This window comes from Pseudomonas sp. PDM10 (assembly GCF_014852295.1).
Lineage (GTDB): Bacteria > Pseudomonadota > Gammaproteobacteria > Pseudomonadales > Pseudomonadaceae > Aquipseudomonas.
Map to the genome: position 1 here is coordinate 90,704 of NZ_JACVBJ010000007.1, position 13,879 is coordinate 104,582.

Below are 13,879 nucleotides of genomic sequence, written 5' to 3' on the forward strand. Positions count from 1 at the left end.
ATGCAAGCCAATCGATTGATGATGAGCGTCGCCGCGCTACTGGTGCTGGCGGGTTGCGGCTCTCAGCGCACGCAAGAGCTCCCTGCGCGCAAGCCTGCCGAGGTCAAGGCCGAGATCGTGCGCCTGCTGCCGGCCCAAACCGCCGATCGCCAGGGCTGGGCTACCGATATTTACGCAGCATTGGCTGCCCAGAACATTTATCCATCCACCCAAAACCTGTGCTCGGTACTGGCGGTCACCGAGCAGGAATCGACCTTTCAGGTGGACCCACCGGTACCGGGCCTGGGCAAAATCGCCCGCGAGGAGATCGACCGCCGCGCCGACAAAGCCCACATTCCCGGCCTACTGGTGAGCGGTGCGCTGCAGGTGAGTTCATCCAATGGCAAAAGCTACAGCGACCGACTCAATGCGGCGCGCAGCGAGAAAGAGCTCAGCGCGATCTTCGATGACTTCATCGGCATGGTGCCCATGGGCCGGACGCTGTTCGGTGGGTTCAACCCGGTGCACACCGGTGGGCCGATGCAGGTCAGCATCGATTTCGCCGAGCAACAGGCGAAGGCGTATCCGTACCCGGTGGCCGGCTCGATCCGTCATGAAGTGTTCAGTCGTCGCGGCGGGATGTACTTCGGTATCGCCCACTTGCTCGGTTATCCGGTGAGCTACAAACAACCGTTGTATCGCTTTGCCGATTTCAATGCCGGTTGGTACGCCAGTCGCAATGCCGCGTTTCAGAACGCGGTGAGTCGCGCGTCGGGCATACCGCTGGCGCTGGATGGTGACCTGGTCCGCTACGATTCGATTATGCCTGGCACCACGGAATTGGCGGTGCGAACGCTCGGCAAGCAACTGGGCATGCGCAATCCGACCATTCGGGACCAATTGGAGGAAGGCAAAAACTTCGAATTCGAGGACACCCAACTCTATGCACGGGTTTTTGCCCTGGCCGAACAGGCGGAAGGTCGGCCATTACCGCGTGCGGTGTTGCCGGGGATTGAGCTACAAAGCCCGAAAATCACCCGCAAACTCACCACGGCGTGGTTTGCCAAACGGGTCGATGAGCGTTATCAGCGTTGCATGGCGCGGGCCGGCAAGTGACCGAACGCAAAAAACAGGCGTAAAAAACCCGGCTGATAAGGCTAATGCTGTTCACTTAAGACATTCTTCAGTCGAGCTAGAGCCTGTGGCGAGGGGATTTATCGGAATGCCGCACCACCCCGTTCGGCTGCGAAGCAGTCGTAATCCAGACAACTTAGTCTGTCTGAAAAGACGCTGGGGCCGCTTCGCAGCCCAACGGGGCGGTGCGACGTTTCGCTAAATCCCCTCGCCACAAATGTGGACGCCGCGCTTAAGTGAACAGCATTTGGCTGATAAGGCCGGGTTTTCATTGAGTACCGCGGTAAAACCATTCATTTATACAGCGCGGCTTTCGATCAGACGATCCGAACCACCTTCAGCGACGCGGTTTTCGATCAGACGGTCCGAGCCACCTTCAGCGACGCGGTTTTCGATCAGACGATCCGAGCCACCTTCAGCGACGCGGTTTTCGATCAGACGATCCGAGCCACCTTCAGCGACGCGGTTTTCGATCAGACGATCGGAGCCACCTTCAGCAACGCGATTCTCGATCAGACGATCGGAGCCACCTTCGGCAACGCGATTCTCGATCAGACGATCGGAGCCACCTTCAGCGACGCGGTTTTCGATCAGACGGTCGGAACCACCTTCTGCCACACGGCTTTCGATCAGTCGATCCGAGCCGCCTTCAGCGACAACCGGGTGAACAGAGGTAGCGGCGAAAGCGTTAACTGCAAAAACCGAGAAAGCGATGCTGAGGAAGATTTGGCGTTTCATGATGGTGTGCTCCGGGGTGTAGTTGTTGGGTCTGGAGCTGATGTTACGCCGCGGATTTTTTATGAGAACTTCATTGCCATGATGGTGAACATCGACGGCAATGATAGGAAGGACAATGCCCCCCACGCGAGCATGATGGTTGCGTTCAACGACTCAGGTGCGACGGCGAACAAACTTGCGCCACAACCCGACCCACAGCATGAACAGCGCGAAGGCTGATGTCTTTGCGGGTCGCCAATTCATCCAGGCGTTCACCGGCTAGACTGGCCGTTGACGAGTGTTCGCTCGTCGGCTGACTCTATTTTCGTTTCGCCAGGAGCGCGCGATATGTACCAGCTATACGGACACCAGAACTCCGGCGCTGCCGCGATAGAAGCGGCACTGGAACTTTGCGAAATTCCTTACCGCTTCATCGATGTTGAAGCCTCTCCCGAGGCGACCCATGCACTGGAGAAGCTCAATCCGCTCAAGCAGGTCCCGACCCTGCAATTGCCCGATGGCAGCGTTCTCACCGAGAGCGCGGCGATTCTGATTCACCTGGGGCTCACCTTCCCCCAATCAAACCTGCTGCCAAAAAACACCGCCGCGCGGGATCAGGCCATTCGCGGCCTGGTGTACATCGTCAGCAATTGCTATTCGGCGATTGGCATCATCGACTACCCCGAGCGCTGGTTGGCCGAGGCGGATGAATCGTCCAGGCAAAACCTCATGGCCGGCGCCCGCGCGCGACTGCACAGGAGTTGGGAGGTGTTTGCCGATCAGTTTTCGGGCGATTTGTATCTGGGCGACGAGACGCCGGGAGCTTTGGATGTACTGGCGGCGGTGGTTTCCAGATGGGCGGGTAGCCGGGAGTATTTACGCAGTGCAAGGCCAGGTTTTTTCGCCTGGCTTACGCGCATTGACCGGCACCCGACATTGGCACCGGTCTTCGCGCGGCATTGGCCTGATTGATCTATTCGCCGCGGATGTACTGCTCCAACTGGCGAATCAATTCAGCCTGTTCGGCGATGGCTTCCTTGACCAGGTCGCCGATCGACAGCAAACCGATCAACTGGCCGTTTTCCACCACCGGCAAGTGGCGCAGGCGTTTGTCGGACATGATGCCCATGCAGGTTTCGACGGTTTGATGGGTGTCCACGGTGATCACCGGCGACACCATGATGTCTTCGACTGGTGTACCGACGGAGGAGCGTCCCTTGAGCACGAGTTTGCGCGCATAGTCACGCTCGCTGATGATGCCGACGACCTCGCCATTCCTCAAGACCGGCAAGGCGCCGACGTTTTTGGCGGCCATGACCATCAGCGCTTCCAGCACCATTTGATGCGGTGCAATGGTGTGGACCTCATGATTCTGTTCAGCCTTTAACTTCAGCAGTTGGGCGACGGTTTTCATGGCAGTTTCTCAGGTGTTGTCGTTGTCCTTGAAGAATCGTAGACACGGGCGCTGAGGGCAAGGCAGAAAGCGGCAGATAACGCGCAAAAAACGCCATTCAGCGGTTTTTCTTCCGAATATCTCCGTACCAGGTCGATAAACACCTGCAATCTGGCCGCGATGTCAAGAGCCACCCCTCACCCCAGCCCTCTCCCCACAGGGGAGAGGGGGAAAGGGAGCCGATCCTCGTGGTTTTCGAACTCGAGTTCGACTCAATTTTCTCGGTCGCAATATCTCTTGAAAACACCTCGGTCAGCCCCCTATACCCTCTGGGGAGAGGGTTAGGGTGAGGGGGCGATGCCACCACGCTCTCCATCCCGATCCCGCGTAGAATCTCCCTCTGAATCAAATCTTGAGGTTGCAGTGGTGGATTTACAGCGGGGCTTCGTCCTGACCCGGCATTGGCGCGATACCCCGGCCGGTACGGAAGTCGAGTTCTGGCTGGCGACCGACACCGGTCCCCAGCGGATCCGCCTGCCTCATCAACCGTCGGTGGCGTTCATCCCCGCCGCCCAGCGCGAGCAGGCTGAAGCGTTGCTGCGCGGCGAAAAGAACGTTGAGCTGCGGCCGTTGGCGTTGCTGGATTTCGAGCACCGCCCGGTACTCGGTGTGTATTGCCAGCAGCACGGTCAACTGATGCGTCTGGAAACCGCGCTGCGCAAGGCCGGCGTCGACATGTTCGAAGCCGATGTGCGCCCGCCGGATCGCTACATGATGGAGCGTTTCATCACTGCGCCGGTCCGGTTCAGTGGCACGCCGAACGCCGAGGGCCTGCTGCTCGATGCGCAGATGAAACCCGACCCCGACTATCGTCCGAGCCTCAGGCTGGTCTCCCTGGACATTGAAACCACCGCTCAAGGCGAGCTGTACTCCATCGCACTGGAAGGCTGCGGCGAGCGCCAGGTCTACATGCTTGGCCCGCCCAATGGCGACGACAGTGAAGTGGATTTCCAGCTCGAATACTGCGATTCCCGAACCCTGCTGCTGAAAAAACTCAACGAATGGTTCGCCCGCCACGACCCCGACGCGATCATCGGCTGGAACGTCGTACAGTTCGACCTGCGCGTGCTCCACGAACATGCCCGGCGGCTGGCGGTGCCGCTGAAACTGGGGCGTGGCGGCGAAGAAATGCAGTGGCGCGAACACGGGAGCCGCACCCATTACTTCGCCTCGGCCGCGGGCCGGCTGATCATCGACGGCATCGAATCCCTGCGCTCGGCGACCTGGAGTTTCCCCTCGTTCAGCCTGGAGAACGTCGCGCAAACCCTGCTTGGCGAGGGCAAGTCGATCGACAACCCGTACCAGCGCATGGACGAAATCAACCGCATGTTCGCCGAGGACAAACCAGCCTTGGCCAAGTACAACCTCAAGGACTGCGAGCTGGTAACGCGAATTTTCGCCAAGACCGAACTGCTGACCTTTCTGCTGGAACGGGCCAGCGTCACCGGGTTGCCGGCGGATCGCAGCGGCGGCTCGGTGGCGGCGTTCACGCACCTGTACATGCCGCTGATGCACCGCCAGGGTTTCGTCGCGCCGAACCTTGGGAACAAGCCTGCGCAAGCCAGCCCCGGCGGGTTTGTCATGGACTCGCAACCGGGCCTGTACGAATCGGTGCTGGTGCTCGACTACAAAAGCCTCTATCCGTCGATCATCCGTACCTTTCTCATCGACCCGGTGGGCTTGATCGAGGGGCTCAAACATCCGGATGACAGTGAGTCGGTGCCAGGCTTTCGCGGCGCGCGTTTTTCCAGAACCCGGCATTGCCTGCCCGCCATCGTCGCCCGGGTCGCCGAAGGGCGTGAAACCGCCAAGCGCGAACATAACGCGCCGCTGTCCCAGGCCCTGAAAATCATCATGAACGCTTTTTACGGCGTGCTCGGTTCCAGCGGTTGCCGCTTTTTCGACACACGCCTGGCGTCGTCCATCACGCTGCGCGGTCACGAGATCATGCTGCGTACGCGACAGCTGATCGAAGCCCAGGGCCATACGGTGATTTACGGCGACACCGACTCGACCTTCGTCTGGTTGCGCCGTGCCCATGGTCAACAAGAAGCCGCACAGATCGGCCACGCGCTGGTGGATCACGTCAACCAGTGGTGGCGCGAGCATGTGCAGCAGCAATACGGTCTGGAAAGTGCGTTGGAGTTGCAGTTCGAAACCCACTACAAGCGCTTTCTGATGCCGACCATTCGTGGCGCCGAGGAGGGCAGCAAGAAGCGTTATGCCGGGCTTGTGACCCGCGCCGATGGCACCGACGAAATGGTCTACAAAGGCCTGGAAACCGTGCGCACCGACTGGTCGCCGCTGGCCCGGCAATTCCAGCAGGAGCTGTACCTGCGCATCTTCAATCGCAAACCCTATCAGGAGTATGTGCGCGACTACGTGCGCAAGACCTTGGCGGGGGAGTTCGACGATCGCCTGATCTACCGCAAGCGCCTGCGCCGCACCCTCGATGACTATCAGCGCAACGTGCCGCCCCACGTGCGTGCCGCGCGGATTGCCGATGAGTACAACGACCTGCAGGGCCGTCCGCGGCAATACCAGAACGGTGGCTGGATCAGTTACGTGATCACCGTCGCCGGGCCCGAGCCGCTGGAAATCCGCAGCGCTCCCATCGATTACGACCACTACGTCACCCGGCAACTGCAACCGGTAGCGGACGCCATTCTGCCCTTCGTGGACGACGACTTTTCAACGTTGATTGGTGGGCAGTTGGGCCTGTTTTGAGTCCAGCAGCAACAACGTCCAGTCATCCAGGATGCCGTGGAAATACTGGTCAAGTGCTCGATGAAAGTCACTGTTAGCGCCGGCAACCTGGGCGAACAGCGTCATGGAAGAGTGAAACTTGAGATCGTCGGGATGGCCGAATATGCCGGCCACCGAGCTTTTTTCGATGTTCAGCACCATTTGCGTGCAGGTGCGCAACCGTGAACCCAGTAGCGGATGATTGAGGTACGCCTCAGCTTCCTCTTTGGAACGAATGGCAAAGTGGCGGGACATCTCGCTGCCGCCCAACCCTGAGAATTGCGGAAAGATGAACCACATCCAGTGACTGCGCTTGTGGCCGGCATTCAGCTCGGCCTGGACCCGTTTGAACACCGGGTCCTGTGCCTGGATAAAGCGTTGCAGATTAAAGTAATCGTCCTGATCAGTGCTTCTCATGCCGAAGCCCTCTGACAGACTGCGATGGCTCAGACCATGGCCAACCGCTGTTTGCGTTGTGGCGCGCGAAACGCCTGGTCCAGCGCCTCCAAATCCCCAGCCTCCAGTTGCAATTGCGCCGCTTGCGCGTTGAGTTGTATGTGCTCGGGTCGGACCGCTTTGGGGATGGCGATCACGCCTTCGTTACGCAGCATCCATGCCAGCGCTACCTGGGCCGGCGTCACACGGTGACGGGCGGCTATTTGCTTGAGCGTTGTATGGTTCAGCATAGGCCCGCCCTGACCGATCGGACAGTAGGCCATGACCGGCATTCGATGCTGGCGGCTCCAGGGCAGCAGGTCGAACTCGATGCCGCGTTCTTCCAGGTTGTAGAGCACCTGATTGGTGGCACAGGCCGGTGAGACCAGTTCCTCCAGGTCGTCGACGTCAAAATTGGAGACGCCCCAGCGACCGATCTTGCCTTCGACCCGCAGGCGTTCGAAGGCTTCGACCGTTTCTTCGAGGGGATACTGGCCGCGCCAGTGCAGCAGGTAGAGATCGATGTAATCGGTATCCAGCCGCCGCAGACTGCGTTCGCACGCCTGGGGGATGCCTTTGCGGCTGGCGTTGTGCGGGTACACCTTGCTGACCAGAAACACTTCATCACGCCTGCCGGCGATGGCTTCACCGACCACTTCCTCAGCGCCGCCCTCGCCGTACATTTCAGCGGTGTCGATGAGGGTCATGCCTAGTTCGATACCCAGGCGCAAAGCCGCCACTTCCTGGGTGTGCCGGGAACGGTCTTCGCCCATGCGCCAGGTGCCTTGACCGATGACCGGTACGTTGACGCCGGCCAGTTCGAGGGTCCGCATTCAAATCTCCTTATTTTGAATCGATGAGTACTCATCGGTTGGCAACAGAATCCCCCGGTGGTTCCATCGACCTGTAGCAGCTGTGGCAGCTGCTACATGATCGTGTTGGGCCTTACTGGGTAGAAAACTTCAGGACGGTGCTCTGGGCATAGGTCTTGCCCGGGTCCAGGCGCGTGGACGGAAAGGTCGGCTGATTCGGCGAGTCCGGATAGTGCTGGGTCTCCAGCGTGAACGCGCCCCAGTGCGGATAGACCTTGCCAGCCTTGCCCTTGACCGAACCGTCGAGGAAGTTGCTGGTGTAGAACTGCACACCGGGCTCGGTGGTGTAGAGCTGCAAGCGACGACCGGATTGCGGATCGCTGACCTCGGCGGCGAGTTGACCCACATCACCCATGGCGTTCAGCACCCAGTTGAAATCGAAGCCACCCTGTTTCGGTTCGGCAAATTTCAACTGTGGGTGATCGGCTTTGATGTGCTTGCCAATGGCGGTCGGTTGGGTGAAGTCCATCGGTGTGCCGGCCACCGGGGCCAGTTCGCCGGTCGGGATCAGCTTGCCGGTAACCGGCGTGTAATGGCTGGCATGCAGGGTGGCGAGCTGTTTCAGCACATCACCGTTACCCGCGCCGGCGAGGTTGAAATAGCTGTGATTGGTCAGGTTCAACACCGTGGCTTTATCGGTGGAAGCCTTGTAGTCGATGCGCAACTCGTTTTGCTCATTGAGGCTGTAGGTGACCTCGGTTTTCAGGTTGCCGGGGAAGCCCATTTCACCGTCCGCCGACAGGTAGGTCAGGGTCACGCCGACCGCATCCTTGCCGTTGCTCGGCTGGGCTTTCCAGACGTGTTTGTCAAAACCCTGAGGGCCGCCGTGCAGCGAATTGGAACTGTCATTGAGCGGTACCTGATAGCGCTTGCCGTCCAGTTCGAAAGCACCGTTGGCCAGGCGATTGCCGAAGCGCCCGATGGTCGCACCGAAATACGCCGTGCCGCTCTGATAGCCCTGCACGTTATCGAAACCGAGCACCACATCGTCGAACTTGCCGTTTTTGTCCGGCACTTTCAGCGACTGCAAAATGCCGCCGTAGGTAATGACCGTGGCGGTCAGGCCATGGCTGTTGCGCAAGATGTATTGCTCGACGGGCGTGCCGTCATTGGTTTTGCCGAAGGCCTTGTGTTCGCTGGACAGGCCGGCGGCTTGGGCGCAGAGGGGGGCGATCATCAGGGACAGTCCAAGGGCGCAGAGCGGGTGTCGGGATTGAAGCATGGTTGACCTTCCTTTTTGTTGTTTTTGGCTAAGTAGTCATACTAATAATCGAATTTAAATGCGATCAAGGAAGGATTTATAGCTTATGTACGAGCTTTTGCAATTATAAAGTATGACTAATGTGGTGATCCTCTTGACGGTTGGCAGCGTTTACGGACCGCCGGCACTGCACTTTTCAGGGATTCACGGCTCCTATCCTGGGCCAGCCTGCGGCGAATCCCCACCGCCGGCCCATGCCCAAGTTCAATAACCCATGGCTCGAGTTTTACCCCGCACCACCGCGCCAATCCGCCGCCGTTGCCTGCTGTTGGCCTGCTTGTCGATGCTCGCCTCCGGGTGCAGCCAGCAGCAGGGCAACGACATCGTCAGTCAGTTCCGCGAAGGCAAACCCCAGGAATTTCTCCAGACCAGCGTCGACCGCATAGCGACCCTGGCGATGCGCGACAACCTCGACAGCCTCTACCTGCTGATGAGCAAGCTCTACCTGCGCAACCCGGACGAGCTGAAAAAATCCGGCTTCCTCGACGCACGCACCGCTGGCAAGCAAGTGCGCATGGCCATCGAACAGCAACAGCCGCTGCCGACTCTGGGGGGCAAAAAAGACCTGGCCGCGCTGAGTTATGCCATGAGTCCGGAGTTTCTCGGCGACCGGGTCGGTGCTTTCATCTATGCCATCGGCAGCATGCTCGTCACCGCCCACGGCAATCGGCTCGAGTTCTACATGACGGATGTGATCAATCCGACGTTCGTCAGCAACGCTGCCCGCAACATCGAGAAAGCCACCTGGATACTCAGCCAGCGGCAAAACAAGAACGGCGAGCCATTGCTGTTCTCCAATGAAATCTCGGAGGAGGGCAGCAACCTGAGTTTTGCCGTGGAGTTCGGCAAGATCGTCGCGCGGCTGGACCTGCTGACGCAGATGCTGGACGAGCGCTACCGTCGGATCGGTTTGAATTACGCGCAGAGTTTGCTGTTCCTCAATTTCCTGCCAGTACAGTGAACCCCTTGTGGGAGTGAGCTTTGTGGCGAGGGGATTTATCGAAACGTCGCACCGCCCCGTTGGGCTGCGAAGCGGCCCCAAAAAATGGGACTGCTGCGCAGTCCAACGGGGATAAATCCCCTCGCCACAAAGGCTCCCACAGGAGTGTGTGTGGACTTTAGGTATAACGATAGTTCGCATCGATATAACTGGTTATAAGAAAAATCGCTATGCTGCGATCCAGATTTTTCATGCGTTTTTTGTGGGCGTGTTAATGGAATTCGGTAATTTCGGTTTAGTCGTAGCAGGTCTGGTAGTCGGCTTTATTGTCGGGATGACCGGCGTTGGTGGCGGCTCCTTGATGACCCCCATTCTGTTGTGGTTCGGCGTCAATCCGGCCACCGCAGTGGGGACGGATTTGCTGTACGCGGCGATTACCAAATCCAGTGGCGTGCTGGTTCATCGAAAGAACAAGAACATCGACTGGGCGATTACCGGTTGGCTGACCCTCGGCAGTGTGCCGGCGGTGGCGCTGACGTTGTGGTTCCTGAGCACCTTGCAAACGTCGCCCGAGGCGATGAACGCGGTCATCAAACAGGCCTTGGGCTTTGTTCTGTTTGCCACGGCGCTGGCGATTTTCTTCAAGAAACGCCTGCTCGATTTCGCCCACAAACGTGCGGGCGGTCATTACAACCCCAGCGGCAAGCGCTTGAATGCGCTGACCGTGATCACTGGCCTGGTCCTGGGCGCCATGGTTGCCCTGACGTCCATCGGCGCTGGCGCCCTGGGCACCGTCGCGTTGTTCATTCTCTATCCGCTGTTGCCGACCCGCCGCCTGGTGGGCACGGAAATCGCGCACGCCGTACCGCTGACCCTGGTGGCCGGCCTCGGCCATGCGAGCATGGGCAACATGGATTGGCACGTGCTGGGTTATTTGCTGATCGGTTCGCTGCCGGGGATTTACCTGGGCAGTCACCTGACTGGCCGCATCTCCGATGAAGTGCTGCGGCCTTGCCTTGCCACGATGCTGGTGCTGATCGGGTACAAACTGGCCTTTTAATCGGGTAGAGCTGCCAGAACAAACCCGCGTGGCAGGCGCGCTCAGGGCCGAGTCAGAATCTCCAGCAGATGCCCGTCCGGGTCATCGAAGTAAACCCGTCGGCCACCGCCGTAATCATTGATCTCGTTCGGTCGTTGTTTGCCGGGGTCGGCCCACCAGGGTTGCTGCCGGGCTTGCAGGCGGGCGAAGGCCGCATCGAAATCGTCGTCACCCATCAAAAACGCGTAATGCTGGGAAGCAATCGGCGGGTCATTGTCGTAGAAGTCCAGCGACACGCCATTGTCGAACTTGACGATCAGCATCGGGCCGAAGGGGTCGGGGCTGGGCAGGCCGAGGATGTCTGCCAGATAGTTGGCTGATGCCTGCTTGTCGCGACACCAGACGATGGTGTGGTTCAACTGAGCGCTCATGCACAGGTCCTCACGGCGGATCAGGGCTTGGTTGTTGAGCCATGAGATTAGCTCAACCTGTTGCGCAATGACCGCCCTGACCTAAGCTTGGGGCAAGGCGAGACATAATTGCGTGCGTCACCCGGAACGAACGCAGCGATGCGCAATCATTAGAGCGTGGATATCAAAAGGAGATGCGCATGCTCATCAGGTCATTGACCCTGACTACCCTGCTGGTTTTCGCCGGCCCCTTGCTCGCTGCCGATGACGGCTCACCACTGGATATGGACAAGGGCAGGGCCCGGCCGTTGATTGTCATCGCTCCGAGCACGGTCGATCCCACGTGGGTCAGCCTGAAAAAGTCGCTGGATGAACCGACCAATCGCAAGGGGTTCACCGAGCGAAACATGGTCCTGTACACCGTGCTCAATTTGATGGGCCAGCGCGAAGGCAAAGACCTGGGGCCACAAGACACGGCGGCATTGATCCGTTCGCTCAAGTTGGGTGCCGGCGCGAAGAGCAAAGTCATCCTGGTGGGCAAGGACGGGGAAAAGAAACTTGAGCAATCGGGAGCGATTGAGCTGAAGGAGATTTTCGCCGCCGTCGACCAATTGCCGGCCACAGAGCAAGAAGCCACGGTGCCGACACCGCCGCCGGTCACTGAAGTCGCACCGGCCAACGGTGCCAAAGGCGCAAAACCGGGCAAACCGGGCAAACCGGCGAAGCCTGCCAAACCGCCTGAAATGCCGGATGATTAAACGCAGACTTTTGTAGCCGCTGGCGCAGCCTGCGCCAGCGGTAAAAAAAATGGGGTGTTTCGGGGGGAGATGTATCGGCTTCTATTGGTCTCGGAAGTTTCCTGCAAGTTCTGTCGGTCTTTATGAACTGGTTTCTGTCAGAGAGCACCGCTAGCCTTCGTCAGCCACCGCAACAATGCGGTCGGACGTGGGAATCCGCGACACTGAGGGATCCAGGGACGTAAACACCAATGGCACAAAAAGGAGCCTCGTCTGTGAAGAAGTTCAGCAAGCATCAACCGCAAACCCTGACCGACGCCGAACATCTCGATCCTGCGAAGCCATGTGAAACCGCGAAAGGCGCAGTCACCAGAAGCCCCAGGCCTACCGCCACGACCCAGCAGATTTTCACTGTTGCTCCTGGTGTCGACACACTGACCCTGCTAAATCAGGCCTGCGAAAACCTTGCCTCCCTGAATGTCCTGATTGCGAGTTTTGCCGGGACACTGGAAGGCTCGAGCCGCACAGTGCTGCTGTCGATTCAGCAATTGGCGGCGGTCACCGGGTTGTTGGTGAATCAGGCACGGGAAAATCTTTATCGGAGAAGCGATGCACCTGACGCTCAGCCGCCGACTCTGCATTGAGCTGGTGCAGTAACAACAATGGGCGACCTCCAAGGGGTCGCCCATTTTGTTTGCCCGCTAGTGATCTGTAGCAGCTGTCGAGCCTGCGAGGTGTGGTGAGGGAATTGTGGTGAGGAGATTGTGGCGAGGGGATTTAGCGAAACGTCGCACCGCCCCGTTCGGCGGCGAAGCCGTCGTAATCAATTGGACGCGGTGTGGTTGAAAAAAAGGGGCCGCTTCGCAGCCCAACGGGGCGGTGCGACGCTTCGCTAAATCCCCTCGCCACAATTGGCTACTTGGCCAGTGCACTCAATATCGTATGAGCAATCTTGATCCGCTCCGGGTTCGGGTAGTTTTTGTTGGCCAGAATCACGATGCCGATGTCTTTCGACGGCACGTACGCCACGTAAGCACCGAAGCCGCCCGTTGAACCGGTTTTGTTGATCAGTACGCTTTCCGGTTGAGGTTGCGTCGGGGTCAGCCACTGGACTTCGTGCGCCTCCATCGCCATCTGCGTCGAGTTACCCGCCAGTAATTTATCGAGGGTGATCGGGTAATGGTAGAACTCCCAACCCAGCCCCTGAGTCATCTCGCCGACCTTGTAATACCCGGTGTGAGTGATGGCGATTGCTCGCTGCATCGGCGTTTCAAGCCCCGACGGTTTCATGTTCGCCTCAACATACCGAATCAGATCCGCAGCGCTGGTTTTCACCCCATAAGCCTCCGAATCCAGTGCCCCCGGCCCAACCCGCACAGGTTTGTCTTCCTTGTTGTAACCCTGAGCGTAAAGCCCCATTTGAGCCTGCGGCACTGTGAGGTAGGTGTGTTTCAGCCCGAGTTTCGGCAGCAGGGTTTTTTCCATCACGTCATCAAACGGCGCGCCCATGCTTTGGGCGGCGAGGTAACCGAACAACCCCAGGCTCGGGTTCGAATACAGCCGATGGGTGCCGGCGGCATAAGTCGGTTTCCACTGTTTGAAGTAACCGAGCATCTTGTCCGGTGCATCGGCATCGTCGGGGAATTGCAGCGGCAGGCCACCGGCGCTGTAGGTGCCCAGTTGCAGCACGCTGATGTTATCGAACGCGCTGCCACGCAGCTCCGGCAGCCCGCTGCTGGCCTTGTCCGACAGGGACAGTTTGCCGGTGGCCTGAGCGTAGGCGGCGAGGGTCGCGGTGAAGGTTTTGCTCACCGAGCCGATTTCGAACAGGGTGTCTTCGGTGACGGCTTTGCCGTTTTCCTTCGAGGCCACGCCGTAGTTAAAGTAATGGGGCTGGCCGTTGACGGTAATCGCAACCGCGACACCGGGGATCTGCTGTTGCTGCATCACCGGTTCGATGGCGGCCTTCACGATGGCTTCAATGCGGTCATCAGCAACGCAATGACCGGCGCTGAGGAGAAGTGCGAAAGCGCTGTAGAACGCGAGTTTGTTGTGCATGATTGATTCACTTTCCATGAGTTCAAGGGTGTTAACCGCTACACTCCGAGCGGCTTTTCAATCCGGGTTGCTGATGGGCGAGCCAATCTATGCAGTCTG

General features: G+C 59.0%; 14 protein-coding genes. 7 read left to right on the forward strand and 7 right to left on the reverse strand.

The genetic code is table 11. The annotated features are described in order from the left end of the window. The gene (locus tag IB252_RS23560) at positions 1-1,095 is read left to right on the forward strand and encodes a DUF1615 domain-containing protein (protein WP_192410437.1); all 1,095 of its coding nucleotides are present in this window, start codon (positions 1-3) and stop codon (positions 1,093-1,095) included. 315 nt (positions 1,096-1,410) lie between these two features. On the opposite strand, the gene IB252_RS23565 is transcribed toward IB252_RS23560, so the two are convergent. After that, positions 1,411-1,851 (reverse strand): phage infection protein, encoded by a 441-nt coding sequence (locus IB252_RS23565; protein WP_192410438.1) that lies wholly within the window; start codon positions 1,849-1,851, stop codon positions 1,411-1,413. 327 nt (positions 1,852-2,178) lie between these two features. On the opposite strand from IB252_RS23565, the gene IB252_RS23570 reads away from it, so the two are divergent. Next, the gene (locus IB252_RS23570; RefSeq protein ID WP_192410439.1) at positions 2,179-2,802 is read left to right on the forward strand and encodes a glutathione S-transferase family protein; all 624 of its coding nucleotides are present in this window, start codon (positions 2,179-2,181) and stop codon (positions 2,800-2,802) included. 1 nt (position 2,803) lies between these two features. Here IB252_RS23570 and IB252_RS23575 read toward each other — a convergent pair whose 3' ends face one another. Beyond that, complete coding sequence (locus tag IB252_RS23575; RefSeq protein WP_008148332.1) at positions 2,804-3,244, reverse strand: CBS domain-containing protein; 441 nt, start codon at positions 3,242-3,244, stop codon at positions 2,804-2,806. Between the two features lie 405 nt (positions 3,245-3,649). Between IB252_RS23575 and IB252_RS23580 the strand changes: the two genes are divergently transcribed. Then, the gene (locus IB252_RS23580) at positions 3,650-6,010 is read left to right on the forward strand and encodes a DNA polymerase II (RefSeq protein ID WP_192410440.1); all 2,361 of its coding nucleotides are present in this window, start codon (positions 3,650-3,652) and stop codon (positions 6,008-6,010) included. On the opposite strand, the gene IB252_RS23585 is transcribed toward IB252_RS23580, so the two are convergent. The 3 genes from IB252_RS23585 to IB252_RS23595 all read right to left on the reverse strand — a co-directional run bounded on the left by IB252_RS23585 (position 5,975) and on the right by IB252_RS23595 (position 8,557). Beyond that, positions 5,975-6,445, reverse strand: coding sequence for a DUF1810 domain-containing protein (locus IB252_RS23585; protein WP_192410441.1), 471 nt, complete (start codon positions 6,443-6,445; stop codon positions 5,975-5,977). The two genes, IB252_RS23580 and IB252_RS23585, sit on opposite strands and share 36 nt — an antisense overlap. 29 nt (positions 6,446-6,474) lie before the next feature. Then, a complete protein-coding gene (locus IB252_RS23590) occupies positions 6,475-7,296 on the reverse strand; it encodes an aldo/keto reductase (protein WP_192410442.1) in 822 nt (273 codons plus the stop codon). Between the two features lie 112 nt (positions 7,297-7,408). After that, positions 7,409-8,557, reverse strand: a complete 1,149-nt coding sequence (locus IB252_RS23595; protein ID WP_192410443.1) for an aldose epimerase family protein — start codon at positions 8,555-8,557, stop codon at positions 7,409-7,411. Between the two features lie 253 nt (positions 8,558-8,810). Here IB252_RS23595 and IB252_RS23600 point away from each other — a divergent pair, with 253 nt between their 5' ends. Both IB252_RS23600 and IB252_RS23605 read left to right on the forward strand, forming a co-directional pair. Further along, entirely contained in the window at positions 8,811-9,557 is a 747-nt protein-coding gene (locus IB252_RS23600) for a hypothetical protein (protein ID WP_111452417.1), read from the forward strand. A 253-nt stretch (positions 9,558-9,810) separates the two neighbouring features. Continuing rightward, complete coding sequence (locus IB252_RS23605) at positions 9,811-10,596, forward strand: sulfite exporter TauE/SafE family protein (RefSeq protein WP_111452416.1); 786 nt, start codon at positions 9,811-9,813, stop codon at positions 10,594-10,596. Between the two features lie 41 nt (positions 10,597-10,637). On the opposite strand, the gene IB252_RS23610 is transcribed toward IB252_RS23605, so the two are convergent. Then, positions 10,638-11,006 carry a VOC family protein gene (locus IB252_RS23610; protein ID WP_192410444.1) on the reverse strand — a complete coding sequence of 123 codons (369 nt, stop codon included), beginning with the start codon at positions 11,004-11,006 and terminating at the stop codon, positions 10,638-10,640. Positions 11,007-11,185: 179 nt separating this feature from the next. On the opposite strand from IB252_RS23610, the gene IB252_RS23615 reads away from it, so the two are divergent. Then, positions 11,186-11,743: a DUF4174 domain-containing protein gene (locus IB252_RS23615; protein WP_192410445.1), complete on the forward strand. Its 558-nt coding sequence runs from the start codon at positions 11,186-11,188 to the stop codon at positions 11,741-11,743. Between the two features lie 254 nt (positions 11,744-11,997). Beyond that, entirely contained in the window at positions 11,998-12,366 is a 369-nt protein-coding gene (locus tag IB252_RS23620; RefSeq protein WP_192410446.1) for a DUF6124 family protein, read from the forward strand. A 271-nt stretch (positions 12,367-12,637) separates the two neighbouring features. Here the strand turns inward: IB252_RS23620 and ampC are convergent, their stop codons facing one another. Beyond that, positions 12,638-13,780 carry a class C beta-lactamase gene (ampC, locus tag IB252_RS23625; RefSeq protein ID WP_318652736.1) on the reverse strand — a complete coding sequence of 381 codons (1,143 nt, stop codon included), beginning with the start codon at positions 13,778-13,780 and terminating at the stop codon, positions 12,638-12,640. Between the last annotated feature and the right edge of the window lie 99 nt (positions 13,781-13,879).

Excerpts from the sequence above, each read along its gene's own strand:
- IB252_RS23575 (WP_008148332.1), bottom strand. The coding sequence starts at position 3,244 with ATGAAAACCGTCGCCCAACTGCTGAAGTTAAAGGCTGAACAGAATCAT.
- IB252_RS23560 (WP_192410437.1), top strand. The coding sequence starts at position 1 with ATGCAAGCCAATCGATTGATGATGAGCGTCGCCGCGCTACTGGTGCTG.
- IB252_RS23600 (WP_111452417.1), top strand. The coding sequence starts at position 8,811 with ATGGCTCGAGTTTTACCCCGCACCACCGCGCCAATCCGCCGCCGTTGC.
- IB252_RS23590 (WP_192410442.1), bottom strand. The coding sequence starts at position 7,296 with ATGCGGACCCTCGAACTGGCCGGCGTCAACGTACCGGTCATCGGTCAA.
- IB252_RS23605 (WP_111452416.1), top strand. The coding sequence starts at position 9,811 with ATGGAATTCGGTAATTTCGGTTTAGTCGTAGCAGGTCTGGTAGTCGGC.
- IB252_RS23565 (WP_192410438.1), bottom strand. The coding sequence starts at position 1,851 with ATGAAACGCCAAATCTTCCTCAGCATCGCTTTCTCGGTTTTTGCAGTT.
- IB252_RS23570 (WP_192410439.1), top strand. The coding sequence starts at position 2,179 with ATGTACCAGCTATACGGACACCAGAACTCCGGCGCTGCCGCGATAGAA.
- IB252_RS23585 (WP_192410441.1), bottom strand. The coding sequence starts at position 6,445 with ATGAGAAGCACTGATCAGGACGATTACTTTAATCTGCAACGCTTTATC.
- IB252_RS23615 (WP_192410445.1), top strand. The coding sequence starts at position 11,186 with ATGCTCATCAGGTCATTGACCCTGACTACCCTGCTGGTTTTCGCCGGC.
- ampC (WP_318652736.1), bottom strand. The coding sequence starts at position 13,780 with ATGCACAACAAACTCGCGTTCTACAGCGCTTTCGCACTTCTCCTCAGC.
- IB252_RS23595 (WP_192410443.1), bottom strand. The coding sequence starts at position 8,557 with ATGCTTCAATCCCGACACCCGCTCTGCGCCCTTGGACTGTCCCTGATG.
- IB252_RS23610 (WP_192410444.1), bottom strand. The coding sequence starts at position 11,006 with ATGAGCGCTCAGTTGAACCACACCATCGTCTGGTGTCGCGACAAGCAG.